12 protein-coding genes are annotated in these 13,910 nt (G+C 68.1%); 11 read left to right on the forward strand and 1 reads right to left on the reverse strand.

All coding sequences use genetic code 11. The features are described from left to right. Nucleotides 1-68: 68 nt before the first annotated feature. From U1F38_RS14330 to U1F38_RS14370, 9 genes are all read left to right on the forward strand, one after another. Nucleotides 69-557: a tripartite tricarboxylate transporter TctB family protein gene (locus U1F38_RS14330; RefSeq protein ID WP_409987748.1), complete on the forward strand. Its 489-nt coding sequence runs from the start codon at nucleotides 69-71 to the stop codon at nucleotides 555-557. A 19-nt stretch (nucleotides 558-576) separates the two neighbouring features. Continuing rightward, nucleotides 577-2,091, forward strand: coding sequence for a tripartite tricarboxylate transporter permease (locus U1F38_RS14335; RefSeq protein ID WP_409987749.1), 1,515 nt, complete (start codon nucleotides 577-579; stop codon nucleotides 2,089-2,091). 90 nt (nucleotides 2,092-2,181) lie between these two features. Then, the gene (locus U1F38_RS14340; RefSeq protein WP_409987750.1) at nucleotides 2,182-3,540 is read left to right on the forward strand and encodes a DUF3422 family protein; all 1,359 of its coding nucleotides are present in this window, start codon (nucleotides 2,182-2,184) and stop codon (nucleotides 3,538-3,540) included. 171 nt (nucleotides 3,541-3,711) lie between these two features. Beyond that, nucleotides 3,712-4,278: an NADPH-dependent FMN reductase gene (locus U1F38_RS14345; protein WP_409987751.1), complete on the forward strand. Its 567-nt coding sequence runs from the start codon at nucleotides 3,712-3,714 to the stop codon at nucleotides 4,276-4,278. Nucleotides 4,279-4,313: 35 nt separating this feature from the next. Next, a complete protein-coding gene (locus tag U1F38_RS14350) occupies nucleotides 4,314-5,288 on the forward strand; it encodes a DMT family transporter (protein ID WP_409987752.1) in 975 nt (324 codons plus the stop codon). 213 nt (nucleotides 5,289-5,501) lie between these two features. Further along, nucleotides 5,502-6,806, forward strand: coding sequence for a CitMHS family transporter (locus U1F38_RS14355; protein ID WP_409987788.1), 1,305 nt, complete (start codon nucleotides 5,502-5,504; stop codon nucleotides 6,804-6,806). A 22-nt stretch (nucleotides 6,807-6,828) separates the two neighbouring features. Next, the gene (locus tag U1F38_RS14360; protein WP_409987753.1) at nucleotides 6,829-8,175 is read left to right on the forward strand and encodes an acyclic terpene utilization AtuA family protein; all 1,347 of its coding nucleotides are present in this window, start codon (nucleotides 6,829-6,831) and stop codon (nucleotides 8,173-8,175) included. Beyond that, nucleotides 8,172-8,480 carry a hypothetical protein gene (locus tag U1F38_RS14365; protein ID WP_409987754.1) on the forward strand — a complete coding sequence of 103 codons (309 nt, stop codon included), beginning with the start codon at nucleotides 8,172-8,174 and terminating at the stop codon, nucleotides 8,478-8,480. The genes U1F38_RS14360 and U1F38_RS14365 overlap by 4 nt, the downstream gene beginning before the upstream one ends. Before the next feature lie 270 nt (nucleotides 8,481-8,750). Beyond that, nucleotides 8,751-9,542 carry an SDR family oxidoreductase gene (locus U1F38_RS14370; protein ID WP_409987755.1) on the forward strand — a complete coding sequence of 264 codons (792 nt, stop codon included), beginning with the start codon at nucleotides 8,751-8,753 and terminating at the stop codon, nucleotides 9,540-9,542. Between the two features lie 339 nt (nucleotides 9,543-9,881). On the opposite strand, the gene U1F38_RS14375 is transcribed toward U1F38_RS14370, so the two are convergent. Further along, on the reverse strand, nucleotides 9,882-10,778 hold the full coding sequence (locus tag U1F38_RS14375) for a DMT family transporter (protein WP_409987756.1): 897 nt from the start codon (nucleotides 10,776-10,778) through the stop codon (nucleotides 9,882-9,884). 99 nt (nucleotides 10,779-10,877) lie between these two features. Here U1F38_RS14375 and U1F38_RS14380 point away from each other — a divergent pair, with 99 nt between their 5' ends. Both U1F38_RS14380 and U1F38_RS14385 read left to right on the forward strand, forming a co-directional pair. Continuing rightward, nucleotides 10,878-11,858, forward strand: coding sequence for a quinone oxidoreductase family protein (locus U1F38_RS14380; RefSeq protein ID WP_409987757.1), 981 nt, complete (start codon nucleotides 10,878-10,880; stop codon nucleotides 11,856-11,858). A 140-nt stretch (nucleotides 11,859-11,998) separates the two neighbouring features. Then, complete coding sequence (locus tag U1F38_RS14385) at nucleotides 11,999-13,906, forward strand: acyl-CoA synthetase (RefSeq protein WP_409987758.1); 1,908 nt, start codon at nucleotides 11,999-12,001, stop codon at nucleotides 13,904-13,906. Nucleotides 13,907-13,910 lie beyond the last annotated feature (4 nt).

Genomic DNA, 13,910 nt, shown 5'->3' on the forward strand with positions numbered 1-13,910 from the left:
TCCACATGGCTTGGGCCCCAACCGCTGGGGACAATGCGCCCGTGTCTGGTTACTTGAGGAGAGGACTCGTGCGCATCAAGAGTCAGAAGGACTTTTTCGGCGGCCTGCTGTATGTCGTCATCGGCGGCGGCTTTGCCATCGGGTCCACCAACTACACCATTGGTGATTCGGCCCGCATGGGGCCGGGCTACTTCCCCTTGCTGGTCGGCATCCTGCTGGCGATCCTGGGGGCCGTCATCGTGTTCAAGTCGCTGGTGGTCGAAACGCCGGACGGCGACCCCATCGGCAAATGGGCCTGGAAGCCGCTGGTCTACATCATCCTGGCCAACTTCCTGTTCGGCATCCTGCTGGGCGGCATGCCCTCGCTGGGCATTCCGGCCATGGGCATGATCGTGGGCATCGTCGTGCTGACCATCATCGCGGCCATGGCGGGCCATGAATTCAAGCTGCACGAGGCCGTCATCCTGGCCATCATCCTGGCCATCGGCAGCTGGGTCACCTTCATCTGGGGCTTGAACCTGCAATTGCAGGTGTGGCCGAGCTTCATTTCGGGCTGAGCGCCAGGAGAGCGAGATCATGGAACTGTTCGAACACCTTGCCCTGGGCTTCAGCGTCGCCTTCACGCTGCAAAATCTGCTGTATGCCTTCATCGGCTGCGTGCTGGGCACGCTGATCGGCGTGCTGCCGGGCGTGGGCCCCGTGGCCACCATCGCCATGCTGCTGCCGGCCACCTACGCGCTGCCGCCGGTGTCGGCGCTGATCATGCTGGCGGGCATCTACTACGGCGCGCAGTACGGCGGCTCCACCACCGCCATCCTGGTCAACCTGCCGGGCGAGACCTCATCGGTGGTCACCGTGATCGACGGCTACCAGATGGCGCGCAAGGGGCGGGCGGGGCCGGCACTGGCCTCGGCAGCCATCGGCTCGTTCATTGCCGGCTGCTTTGGCACCCTGGTGCTGGCGGCGTTCTCGGGGCCGCTGACCGAGGTGGCCTTCAAGTTCGGCCCGGCCGAATACTTCTCGCTGATGGTGCTGGGCCTGATCGGCGCGGTGGTGCTGGCCTCGGGCTCGCTCATCAAGGCCATCGGCATGATCGTGCTGGGCGTCTTGCTGGGCCTGGTGGGCACCGATGTCAACTCGGGCGTGGCGCGCTACAGCTTCGACATCCCCGAACTCACCGACGGCCTGGGCTTCATCGCCATCGCCATGGGCGTGTTCGGCTACGGCGAGATCATCACCAACCTGGGCAACGCCGGCAGCGAAAAGCGCGAGGTGTTCGACGTCAAGGTGCAGCACTTGTATCCGAGCAAGGAAGACTGGAAGCTGATGACGCCGGCCATCATCCGCGGCACACTGCTGGGCTCGCTTTTGGGCATTTTGCCGGGCGGCGGTGCCGTGCTGTCGGCCTTCGCGGCCTACACCATCGAGAAGAAAACCAAGCTCAAGCCGGGTGAAGTGCCCTTCGGCCAGGGCAACATCCGCGGCGTGGCGGCGCCCGAGTCGGCCAACAACTCGGGCTCGCAAACGTCTTTCATCCCGCTGCTGACGCTGGGCATTCCGCCCAACGCCGTGATGGCGCTGATGGTGGGTGCCATGACCATCCACAACATCCAGCCGGGCCCGCAGGTGATGACCAGCAACCCGGACCTGTTCTGGGGCCTGATCGCCTCGATGTGGATCGGCAACGCGATGCTGGTGATCCTGAACCTGCCGCTGATCGGCATCTGGATCAAGCTGCTGACGGTGCCCTACCGCTGGCTGTTCCCGGCCATCGTGCTGTTCTGCGCCATCGGCGTGTACACCACCAACAACAGCACCTTCGACATCTGGCTGCTGGGCTGGTTCGGCATCATCGGCTACATCTTCAACAAGCTGGGCCTGGAGCCCGCGCCCCTGCTGCTGGGCGTGGTGCTGGGCCCGATGATGGAGGAAAACCTGCGCCGCGCGCTGCTGCTCTCGCGCGGCAGCTGGAGCGTGCTGGTCACGCGCCCGCTGTCGGCGGTGCTGCTGGCGCTGGCGTTGGTGCTGCTGATCATCGTGGTGCTGCCCTCGGTCAAGAAAGGCCGCGAGGAAGCGTTTGTCGAGGACTGACTTTCATGCACCCGCGAGACGGCGCCCCGACGGGCGCCGTTTTGCTTGGCGCGCGCACAATCCGCGGCTGTTGCCTTCTTGCCTCACTCCATGACCATGTCCGCTGCCGCCGACGTCCTGACCCCCGAACTGCGCCTGGCGCTGCACCAGGAGCTGCATGCGCGCCCGCCGCAGGCGCTGGTCGCGCCCCTGGCGGTGACGCACTGGGTGCAGTGGATCGACGAGGCCGAGCGCGCCGCCAGCCGCCAGTACCTGAGCGAGCTGATGACCGGCGCCGGCCTGCCCGCGCCGGCACCCGAGGCGGCCTTCGTGCAGGCCGACCTGGGCGCCTTCACGCTGCGCTGGGAGCTGCACACCGAATACGTGGCCTGGACCGTGACGCGCGTCCTGAGTGCCGAGGAGCTGGTCGCCTTCGTGCACGGCGAGCCGCCCACCGCCGCCGAGCGGGTGCCTGCCGCCTGGCGCCGGGGCATGCCCGGCACGCCCCTGACCGGCGTGCATCTGTGGGCCTTGCCGCGCCCGCGGGGCGACACCGCGCCGCTGGTGCGCCAGCTGTTTGGCGAGCAGGTGGTGGTTACCGGCTCGCGCGTGATCAGCCACAGCAGCGATTTGCACACCGACCTGCGCCTGCGCGATGACGGCTGCGTGCGCGTGCTGCTGCTGGCCGGCGCCAGCGGCGCCGACGCCGTCACGCCGCGGCGCCTGGGGCGGCTGGTGCAGCGCGTGCTGGAGATCGAAACCTATCGCATGGCCGCCCTGCTGGGCTTGCCGGTGGCGCGCCGCGTGTCGCGCTGGCTGGCCGAGGGCGAGGGCGAGCTGGCCGCGCTGGCGCAAGCCGTGGGCAGCGCCCGGCGCGCCGACGAACCGGCGCTGCTGGATCGCCTGACCCAGCTGGCCGCGCGCCTGGAGAGCCTGTACGCCGGCACGCACGCGCGCTTTTCGGCCACCGCCGCCTATGACGACCTGGTGCGCCAGCGCCTCGTGGACATCGCCGAGGTGCGCATCGAGGGCATGCAGTCGCTGCGCGACTTCATGGAGCGGCGCCTGACGCCGGCCATGGCCACCTGCCGCTCCACCGATCGGCGCCAGGCCGCGCTGTCGGCGCGCATCGCCCGCGTGGGCGAGCTGCTGCGCACCCGCGTGGAAGTCGAGCAGCAGCAAAGCAGCCGCGAGCTGCTGGCGGCCATGAACCGACGCCAAGGCTTGCAGCTCCAGTTGCAATCCACGGTGGAGGGCCTGTCGGTGGCAGCCATCACCTATTACGTGGTCGGGCTGATCGGCTACCTGGCCAAGGGCGCGCACGGCCTGGGCTGGCCGCTGGGCGTGGAAGTCAGCATGGCGGCGGCCGTGCCGGTGGTGGCCCTCATTGTCTGGAGCTCGCTGCGGCGGCTGCACCACCGCCTTGTGGACACCGACGCCGTGCCATCCGCGAAACCACAAGAAAAATAGGCCACAGCCAGCGCCCAGCAGGCGGCAGCCGCTATCAAAACAGTTGCATTGCTGAGCCGCGCCCGGCGCAGGTCTGGTCAACCGGGGCGTGGGTGCATCGGCCAGCGCCAACGCGCCGGCCAGCGCCGTCCGCTATGCTTGACCGGGTTTTCACCCAAGGATTTTTCCCTCATGTCCCTCAAGCTCCACGTCATCATCTGCAGCACTCGCCCCGGCCGTGTCGGCCCCGCCGTGGCGCGCTGGTTTCATGGTTTTGCGCGCCAGCACGGCGGCTTCGACGCCGAGCTGGTGGACCTGGCTGACTTCAAGCTGCCGCTGTACGACGAGCCGGTGCATCCGCGCATGCAGCAGTACGAGCACGAGCACACCAAGCGCTGGAGCGCCAGCGTGGCCGCGGCGGACGCCTACGTGTTCGTGATGCCCGAGTACAACTACATGCCCTCGCCGGCGCTGACCAACGCGCTGGACTACGTGTACCGCGAGTGGAACTACAAGCCCTGCGGCTTTGTCGGCTACGGCGGCGTGTCGGGCGGCCTGCGCGCCGTGCAGATGGCGCGCCTGCACGCCACCACCCTCAAGATGATGCCCATGGTCGAGGGCGTGGCCATCCCCATGGTCGCCAGCCTGCTGGACGACGGCGGCACCTTCGGCTCCAACGAGCTGATCGACGCGTCGGCGCGCAGCCTGCTTGACGAGCTGCGGCGCTGGGCCGACGCGCTGCGCCCCATGCGCGGCTGAGGCCTGGTGCCACCCCAGAGCAATTCAAGCCAAACATGCCTGAAGCGCCTGCGCTGCCTGCGCAACAAGCTATCAATAAAAGAGCAACCGGCATTGCCTTTGCCACCGTGGGCGCCATCGGCTTCAGCGGCAAGGCCATCATCGTCAAGCTGGCCTACCGCTACGGGGTGGACGCCATCACCCTGCTGATGTATCGCATGCTGATGGCCTTGCCCTTCTTTTTTCTGATGGCTTGGTGGGGCGGGCGCGGGCGGCCGGCGCTGAGCCGCAGCGAGCGCTGGGCAGTGCTGGGCTTGGGCTTTTGCGGCTACTACCTGGCCAGCATGCTCGACTTTGTCGGCCTGCAGTACATCACCGCCGGGCTGGAGCGGCTGATCTTGTATCTCACGCCCACCCTCGTGCTGGTCTATGGCTGGGCGTGGCGCGGGCGCGCCATCACCGCCGGCCATGTGCCGGCCACGCTGGTGAGCTATGGCGGCGCGCTGCTGGTGTTCGGCGTTGAGGCGCGCCAGGCGCCGGGCGGCGCCACGGCCTGGGGTGCGCTGTGGGTGCTGGGCTCGGCGGCGGCCTACGCGCTGTACCTGTTTTTCAGCGGCGAGTTCGTGCAACGCATCGGCAGCCTGCGCCTGGTGGGCCTGGCATCGACGGTGGCCAGCGTGTGCTGCATCGTGCATTTCGGAGTGGCCAACCCGCTTGGCGCGGCGCGCGTGGCCGAGCCCGTGCTGTGGCTGTCGCTGCTGAATGCCACGCTGTGCACCGCCGTGCCGGTGCTGCTGGTGATGCTGGGCGTGGAGCGCATCGGCGCCAGCCTGGCCGCGCAGGTGGGCATGATCGGGCCGCTGTCCACCATTGCCATGGGCATCGTGCTGCTGGGCGAGCCCTTCACGCCCGGACTGGCGGCGGGCACGGTGCTGGTGGTGGCGGGCATTGCGCTGTTCAGCCGCGCGGGCCGTACACGGCGTGGTCTTCGTGGGGATGTATCGGCGAGCGCGATCGAAAAATCGACGTGAAGCGCTGGCGCGAAATCCGCCTCTGATGTCGCGCCATCGAGAGCGCGGCGGGCGACCTAAATGGCAGTAGGGTTTCTTGCCCATGAGCCATTGCGGGATTCGGATCGGATTGATCTGGGCGCCCGCATTCGGCTGCGCCATGGCCCCGCCGGGGCCACTGCAACTGGGGCGTGGCGGCGGCCATTGCGACGCGCGAAAACGAGGAGACACACCATGCTGCCCTTGCTCGGACTGGTCACCATTGTCGTGCTCTTGGCAGTCATCCTCACCAAGCGCATGTCTCCGCTGGTGGCGTTGATCGTCGTGCCGGTGGCCGCGTCCCTGATCGGCGGCTTCGGCTTCGACACCGGCAAGTTCGTGGTTGCCGGGCTCAAGAGCCTGGCGCCGGTGATTGGCATGTTCGTGTTCGCGATCCTGTACTTCGGCGTGATCACCGACGCCGGCATGCTCGATCCGATCATCAACCGCATCCTGGCCACCGTCGGCACACGCCCCACACGCATCGTGACGGGTACCACATTGCTGGCGCTGCTCATCCATCTGGACGGCTCGGGCGCGGTGACCTTTCTCATCACCATTCCGGCCATGCTGCCGCTGTACGACCGCCTGGGCATGGACAGGCGCGTGCTGGCAGCGGCGGCGTCGTTGGCGGCTGGCGTCAATTTCTTGCCGTGGACAGGGCCGATGATCCGCGCCTCAGCCGCGCTGCACTTGCCGATCGGCGATATTTTCAAGCCCATCGTTCCGGTACAGGCGGTAGGCTTGGTCTTCATCTTTGCGGCTGCGTGGTGGCTCGGCCGGCGCGAGGAAAAACGGCTGGGCATCACCGGCGCGGCCAGCGTGGACGTGGTGGTCGAGCGCAAGCTGAGCGAGGCCGAGCTTGCATTGCGTCGTCCGAAGAACTTCTGGTTCAACATCATCCTTACGGTGATCGTGCTCGGCACCATGGTGGTCATGGGGGAGAAGGTTCCTCCGGCGCTGATGTTCATGGCCGGCACCTGCATCGCGTTGCTGGTGAACTACCCTGACGTTGACATGCAGCGCGCCCGCGTCGATGCGCATGCCAAGGCCGCATTGATGATGGCCGGAATCCTGCTGGCGGCCGGGGTTTTCACCGGCATCATGCAAAACAGCGGCATGCTCAAGGCCATGGCGCAGCAGGCCGTGCATTTCGTGCCGTCCGGCGCGGCCTCGCACATTCCGTTCGTGCTGGGGCTGATCGCCATGCCGCTCAGTTTGCTGTTCGATCCGGATTCGTTTTATTTCGGCATGCTCCCGGTCATTGCCGAAGTGGGCCAGCAACTGGGCGTGCCATCGCTGCAGATGGCGCAGGCCGCGCTGATGGGTCAAATGACCACGGGCTTTCCGGTCAGCCCGCTCACGCCGGCGACGTTCCTGGTGGTGGGGCTGGCCGGGATCGACTTGGCGGATCATCAAAAATTTTCCATCCCGCTGCTGTGGGGGGCATCCGTCGTGATGACGTTTGCCTGCGTGCTGTTTGGCGTGTTTCCGCTCTGACCTTGTTGCACTGGAGACGATCATGCGTTGCATTCGATTGGGCGCCGGCGCCGGATACGCCGGTGATCGCATTGAACCGGCCGCCGAGTTGGCCAGGGACGGTGACATTCAATATCTGATTTTTGAATGTCTGGCTGAGCGCACCATCGCATTGGCGCAACAGGCCCGACGGCGCGATCCGCAATCTGGCTTCGATCCGCTGCTGGAGGCACGCATGCGCGCCGTGTTGCCGACTTGCGCCGCCAAGGGAATACGGATCATCACCAACATGGGTGCGGCCAACCCGCTGGGCGCTGCACGCAAGACGGCAGCCATTGCGCACGAACTGGGACTGGCTGATCTCAAGATCGCAGCCGTGCAGGGCGACGACGTCCTCGATACCGTGCTGGCCGGCAACTATCGCTTCGAGGAAAGCGGCACACCCGTGGCGGAACTGGCCGGGCGCGTCATTTCGGCCAATGCGTACATGGGGGCTGGCGGGATGCGCGATGCGCTGGCGCAAGGCGCACAGGTGGTCATCACCGGGCGCGTGGCTGACCCGGCGCTTTTCATCGCGCCGCTGCTGCACGAGTTTGGCTGGTCGCTGGACGATTTCGAGCGGCTTGGGCAGGCCACGGTCGTCGGCCACCTGCTGGAGTGCGCGGGCCAGGTCACGGGCGGCTACTTCGCCGACCCCGGTCTCAAGGACGTGCCGCAGCTCGCGCGGCTGGGTTTTCCCATCGGCGAGGTGAGCGAGGACGGCAGCGTGATCATCACCAAGGTGGCGTCGGCCGGCGGCAAGGTCACGCCAGCCACCTGCAAGGAGCAATTGATCTACGAGATTCACGACCCCAAGCGCTACCTGCAGCCCGACGTGGTGGCGGACTTCAGCGAGGTGACCGTGGAATCCGTGGGCGACGACCGGGTGCGCGTGACCGGTGGGCGGGGCCATCCGCCCACCGGTTTGCTCAAGGTTTCGGTCGGCTACGTGGACAGCTACGTCGGCGAGGGCCAGATTTCCTACGGCGGCCCGGGCGCGGTGGCGCGCGCGCGGCTGGCGCTGGAGATCGTGCGTGAACGCCTGGCCAGCACCGGCGTGAAGACCAGCGAGCTGCGCCTTGACTTGATCGGCATCGATTCGCTCTACGGGCCGACGATCTCGCGACGCGCCGCCGAGCCCTACGAGGTGCGGTTGCGCGTAGCGGGCCGCTGCGACTCGATGGCCGAGGCGGTGCGCATCGGCAACGAGGTCGAGACCCTCTACACCAATGGGCCGGCCGGTGGTGGCGGCGCCACCAAGTCGGCGCGCGAAATCATCGCCGTGCAATCCGTTCTGCTGCCCAGCCATCTGGCGCAGGGCAGCGTGGTCATGCTGGGAGCCACATCATGAAGCTGCGTCAACTGGCCCACTCGCGCACCGGCGACAAGGGCAACACCTCCAACATCTCCGTCATTGCGCACGACCCCGCCGATTACGAGCGGCTGTTGCGCGAGGTGACCCCCGAGCGCGTCAAGCAGCACTTTGCCGACGTGGTGAAGGGCACGGTGGTGCGTTACGAGCTGCCGCGCCTGGGGGCATTCAATTTCGTCATGACCCTGGCGCTGGGCGGCGGCGTGACCCGTTCACTGGCGCTGGACGCGCATGGCAAGTCGCTCAGTTCGGCTTTGCTTGATCTGGAACTGCCGGATTCTTGAGTGGCAGCCGCCGAAGCTGCGCATGCGCTGGCCGGCGCGCTTGCGGACGAGACTGCATTGAAGTTGGCTTGCGGCGCCTCCTGGACGCGGTCTGGAGGGTTGCTTGACCAAGAATGCGGACGCGGAGCGCTGGCTCTCGCGTGTTGGATGCTTTCGATCAGGGCTGGCGCGCGACAGGTGCTCAAGCAGCGTGCAACCGATCCTCGAACGCGCCCCATGGACAATCCGGGTTGAATGCAATTTGGCATGAAACCAGAAGGACTTTGAATCATGGACTTGGGAATAGCCGGCAAATGGGCGCTGGTGTGCGGCGCCAGCAAGGGCCTTGGGCTGGGCTGCGTGCAGGCGCTGGCGGGCGAGGGCGCCAGCGTGCTGATGGTGGCGCGCGGGGCCGAGGCGCTGCAGGCGTCGGCCGCGGCCTTGCGCCAGCAGGTGGGCGCTGGCGTGCAGGTGCAGGCCGTGGCCGCCGACATCACCACGCCCGAGGGCCGCGCGGCGGTGTTTGCGCAGCGCGCCGATTTCGACATCGTCGTCACCAACGCTGGCGGCCCGCCCATGGGCAGCTTTCGCGACTGGGACCGCGCGGCCTGGATCAAGGCGGTGGACGCCAACATGCTCACCCCCATCGAGCTGATCAAGGCCACCATCGACGGCATGCTGGCGCGCGGCTTCGGTCGCATCGTCAACATCACCTCCAGCGCGGTCAAGGCGCCGATCGACGTGCTGGGCCTGTCCAACGGCGCGCGTTCGGGCCTGACGGGTTTCATCGCCGGGCTGGCGCGCAACCCGCAGATCGCGGCCCAGGGCGTGACCATCAACAACCTGCTGCCCGGCAAGTTCGACACCGACCGCCTGGCCGGGCTGATGCAGGGCATGGTCGACAAGAGCGGCAAGAGCCTCCAGGAGGTGCGCGCCGCGCAGGCCGCGCCCATTCCCGCCAAGCGCTTCGGCACGCCGTCCGAATTCGGCTCGGTGTGCGCCTTTTTGTGCAGCCAGCAGGCGGCCTATCTGACGGGGCAGAGCATCCTGCTGGACGGTGGGGCGTATCCAGGGACTTTTTGACCCCCCCAGTCTCCACTCGCGGCGCGATGTTTCGCCTCCCCCTCTAGTACTGCGACCCGAAAGTATCGAAACATGAAATCGCGCCTTCGCACGCATGGCGGCGTTGCAAATCCTCGCAATAGCTTCGGCTATTGCTGCGGTTTGCGCCTTGCCCTGCGCGCGAATTCATCGATTTCATCTTGTTCCTCTACTTCCGGGTCGCAGTACTAGGGGCATCGCCAGTGACCGGGGAAATCCGGGCCACGGCGATCACGGGTGTGGCCTGCTCCGCGGCCGTTGGGCCCTTTGCGTTTCATCGGCTGCGGGTGGCGCGCTGTGCCATGGATCACTGACCTGTGTTCAGCGCCGCGCCGCCACCCAGATGCCCGCCACGATCAGCGCGAACGCGAGGCCGTGATAGGGCTGGGGCGCCTCGCCCAGAAACAGCGCCGACAAAATGGCGGCAAAGACCGGCGTGAGGTTGGAGAAAAACCCGGCGACGGCCGGCCCCGCGTGCTGCACCCCCAGGCCCCAGCAGCGATAGGCCAGCACGGCGGGGCCCAGCGCCACGAAGAGCAGGGCCGCGGCGAGCGGCCAGGACGGGTGGATGAACGCATCGCCCGCGGCCCACTCGGCACCGGCAAACAGGCTTGACCAGCCCAGTCCGAAGACCACCTGGCCCAGCAGCAACGCGGCCCAGTTGGCGCGCAGCCGTGCCGGCTCGCCGGGGCGCGCGGGCAACAGCCACGAGTACCAGGCCCAGAAGAGCGTGGCCAGCACCATGTACAGGTCGCCCGGAACCAGATGCAGCTGCGCCAGCTGTTGCCAGCGCCCGCGTGCCAGCACCACCAGCACCCCGGCCATGGACAGGCCGACGCCGACCATCTGCATGCGGGTCACGCGCATGCCGAAGAACAGACGGCCCAGCGCCAGCATCCACAGCGGCATGGTGGATGCCACCAGCGTCACGTTGACGGGCGTGGACGTGCGCAGCGCCAGGTATTGCAGCGCGTTGTAGCTGCCCACGCCCAGCAGGCCCAGCAGTGCGTAGCGCCGCCACAGCGGCCACAAGCCGCTGTCGCGCCGCAACACCCAGGGCGCCAGCGGCAGCAGGATGCAAAACGCCAGGCACCAGCGGATGAAGTTGAGCGTGATCGGCGACACCAGGCCCACCACCGCGCGGCCCACCACGGCATTGCCCGCCCACAGCAGGGTCGAGGTGGTCAGCAGGGCGGCGGTGGCGGCGTTCAGGCGCATGGAGCAGAGCAAGGAGATGCCATGGCCCTGCGCAACACCGATGCCGCGCGCCGTGGCACCATCGGCGGATGTTTGGAGCTTAAACGAGGACAAGGACCCATGCCGTTTGCCGTTCAAATCGCCCGCCAGGGCGGCCCCGAGGAGATGAAGCTGGTCGAGCTGCCCGTGGGCGCGCCCGGCCCGGGCGAGGTGCGCATTCGCCATCACGCCATCGGCCTGAACTTCATCGACGTCTATCAGCGCAGCGGCCTGTATCCGCTGCCCGTGCCGCTGACGCTGGGCATGGAAGGCGCGGGCGTGATCGAGGCGGTGGGCGAGGGCGTGACGCACCTGCGTGCGGGCGACCGCGCCGCCTACGCCAGCAACCCGCCGGGCAGCTACAGCCAGGTGCGCGTGCTGCCCGCGCTGGCGGTGTGCAAGCTGCCCGACGGCATCGACTTCGACACCGGCGCGGCCATGATGCTCAAGGGCCTGACGGTGCAGTACCTGCTGCGCCGCACGCTGCCGGCCGAGGGCCTGCAGCCGGGCGACTTCGTGCTGTGGCACGCGGCGGCCGGCGGCGTGGGCCTGATTGCCTGCCAATGGGCCAGGGCCTTGGGCTACCGGCTCATCGCCACCGCGGGTTCAGAAAAAAAATGCGCGCTGGCGCTTGCCAATGGAGCGCAGGCAGCTATCAATTACAGAGCAGACGATTTTGTGGAGCGGGTGCAGGAGATCACCGGCGGCGCGGGCGTGAAGGTGGTGTACGACTCGGTCGGCAAGGACACCTGGGAGGGCTCGCTGCAGTGCCTGCGCCCCTTCGGCCTGATGGCCAGCTTCGGCAACGCCAGCGGCGCCGTGCCGCCGTTCGCGCCCGGGGTGCTGGCGGCCAAATGCCTGTACGTCACGCGCGCCACGCTGTTCACCCACATCGCCACGCGCGAGCGCTGCCAGGCCATGGCCGACGATCTGTTTGCCGTGGTGGAAAGCGGCCAGGTGAAGATCCACATCGACCAGCGCTTTGCCCTGGCCGACGTGCAGGCCGCGCACCGCGCGCTGGAGGCGCGGCAGACGACGGGCTCGACCATCTTGACCGTGTAGGCCACGCAGACCGTCGCCTGGGCGCGTCCAAACGGGATCACGCCGAGTTCATAGAATGAACCCGCACCAGCGGATTTGCAGCGATGGCGACCGGCTGCTGGTGCATGTTCGTCATCACGGGTCGTGTCGCGGAGCCCACCATGGCCAAGGCGCATTCCCTCGACCGTTTCATCGGCGCCGACCTGCCGCGCCTCGCCAGCGCCACCGATCTGGCGGCGTTTGAGTCCACGCCATATGCCGAGCGCATTGCCGCGCAAAGCACCTACGAGGCCCTGCAGATCGGCGCGGCCATCGACCCGCAGGCGCCGGCCATCCAGTTCCTGTCCAAGGCCGATCCGGACGAGCCGCCGGTCACGATCACGCATGCGCAGTTCATCGGCCGCGTCACGCAGGCGGCCAACCTGTTTGCCGGCCTGGGCGTGGGGCCCAGCGACGTGGTGAGCTTCTTGCTGCCGCTGGTGCCGCAGGCCTTCTTCACCTTGTTTGGCGCGCAGGCCGCCGGCATCGCCAACCCGGTCAACCCGCTGCTGTCGGCCGGGCAGATCGGCGAAATTCTGCGTGCGGCCGACACGCGGGTGCTGGTCACCCTGGGCCCCGTGCCCGGCTCCGACATCTGGGACAAGGTGCAGCAGATCAAGGACAGCCTGCCGCGGCTGAAAGCCATCCTGGTCGTGCATGGCGCGGCTGCTGCGGGCCCGGGCGTGCAGGACTTCGATGCGCTGATCGGTCAGTACCCGGCCGATCGGCTCACGAGCGGACGGCAGATCGCGGCCAGCGACATCGCGGGCTACTTTCACACCGGCGGCACCACCGGCACGCCCAAGCTGGTGCGCCATACGCACGCCAATCAGGTGTACCAGGCCTGGGGCATGGGCCTGCTGCTGCCCACCGGGGCCGGGCGCAGCGTGCTGTTTGGCCTGCCGCTGTTTCACGTCGGCGGCGCGCTCACGCAGGGCCTGGCGGCGCTGGCCGCGGGCAGCACGCTGGTGGTCGTCTCGCCCGCGGGCTGGCGCGATCCGGCGGCCATCCGCAACGTGTGGCGCCTGGTGCAGCGCTATCGGCCCGCAGTGTTCGGCGGCGTGCCCACGGTGCTGGCGGCAGCCCTGGGCGTGCCGGTGGAAGGCGCCGATCTGTCCAGCATCCGCACCGTGTCGGGCGGCGGTTCGGCCATTCCGGTGGCGGTGGGGCGCGTGTATGAAGAGCGGCTGAAGGTGCCCGTGCTCGAGGTCTACGGCATGACCGAAACCGCCAGCGTGCACGTGATGAGCCACGCTGACCGGCCGGTGCGGCTGGGCTCGGTCGGCCATCCGGTGCCCTACAGCAAGGTGCGCGTGGTGCGCGTCGACGCCGAGGGCCGCTGCGCCGGCGACTGCGCGCCGGGCGAGATCGGCGTGGTGGCCATGGCCGGGCCCGGCGTGTTCTCGGGCTACGTCAGCGCGGCGCACAACGCCGGCGCCTTCATCGAGCCGGGCTGGGTCAACTCGGGCGACTTGGGCCGGCTGGACGAGGACGGCTATCTGTGGATCACCGGCCGCGCCAAGGACCTGATCATCCGCGGCGGGCACAACATCGACCCGATGGCGATCGAGGAAGTGTTCTTTCGCCACCCCGACGTCGCCCTGGCGGCGGTGGTGGGTCAGCCCGATGCGTATGCGGGCGAGCTGCCGGTGGCCTTCGTGCAGCTCAAGCCCGGCGCCAGCGTCAGCGCCGACGCGCTGCTCGAGCACGTGCGCGCACACACGCCCGAGCGCGCCGCCGTGCCGGTGCGGCTGTACCTGGTGGACGCGATCCCGCTGACCGCGGTCGGCAAAGTCTTCAAGCCCGCGCTGCGCTGGCAGGCCGCCGAGCGTGCCGTTGCCGCGATGCTGGCCGACCTGACGCCGGCCGGCGTGAGCCTGGCGGTCGAGGTCGGCGCCCATGCAGCGCACGGCAGCCTGATCACCGTGGCATGGAGCGGCGTGCCCGAGCCCGAGCGCGCGCGACTGGCACGGCAGGTGGACGAGCGGCTGGACCCGCTGACCATGCGTCACGTGCTGGTGTGGCACTGAGGCG

Origin of the sequence: Ottowia sp. (assembly GCF_046348305.1) — a bacterium.
In the GTDB taxonomy this organism is placed as follows: Bacteria; Pseudomonadota; Gammaproteobacteria; order Burkholderiales; family Burkholderiaceae_C; genus Ottowia.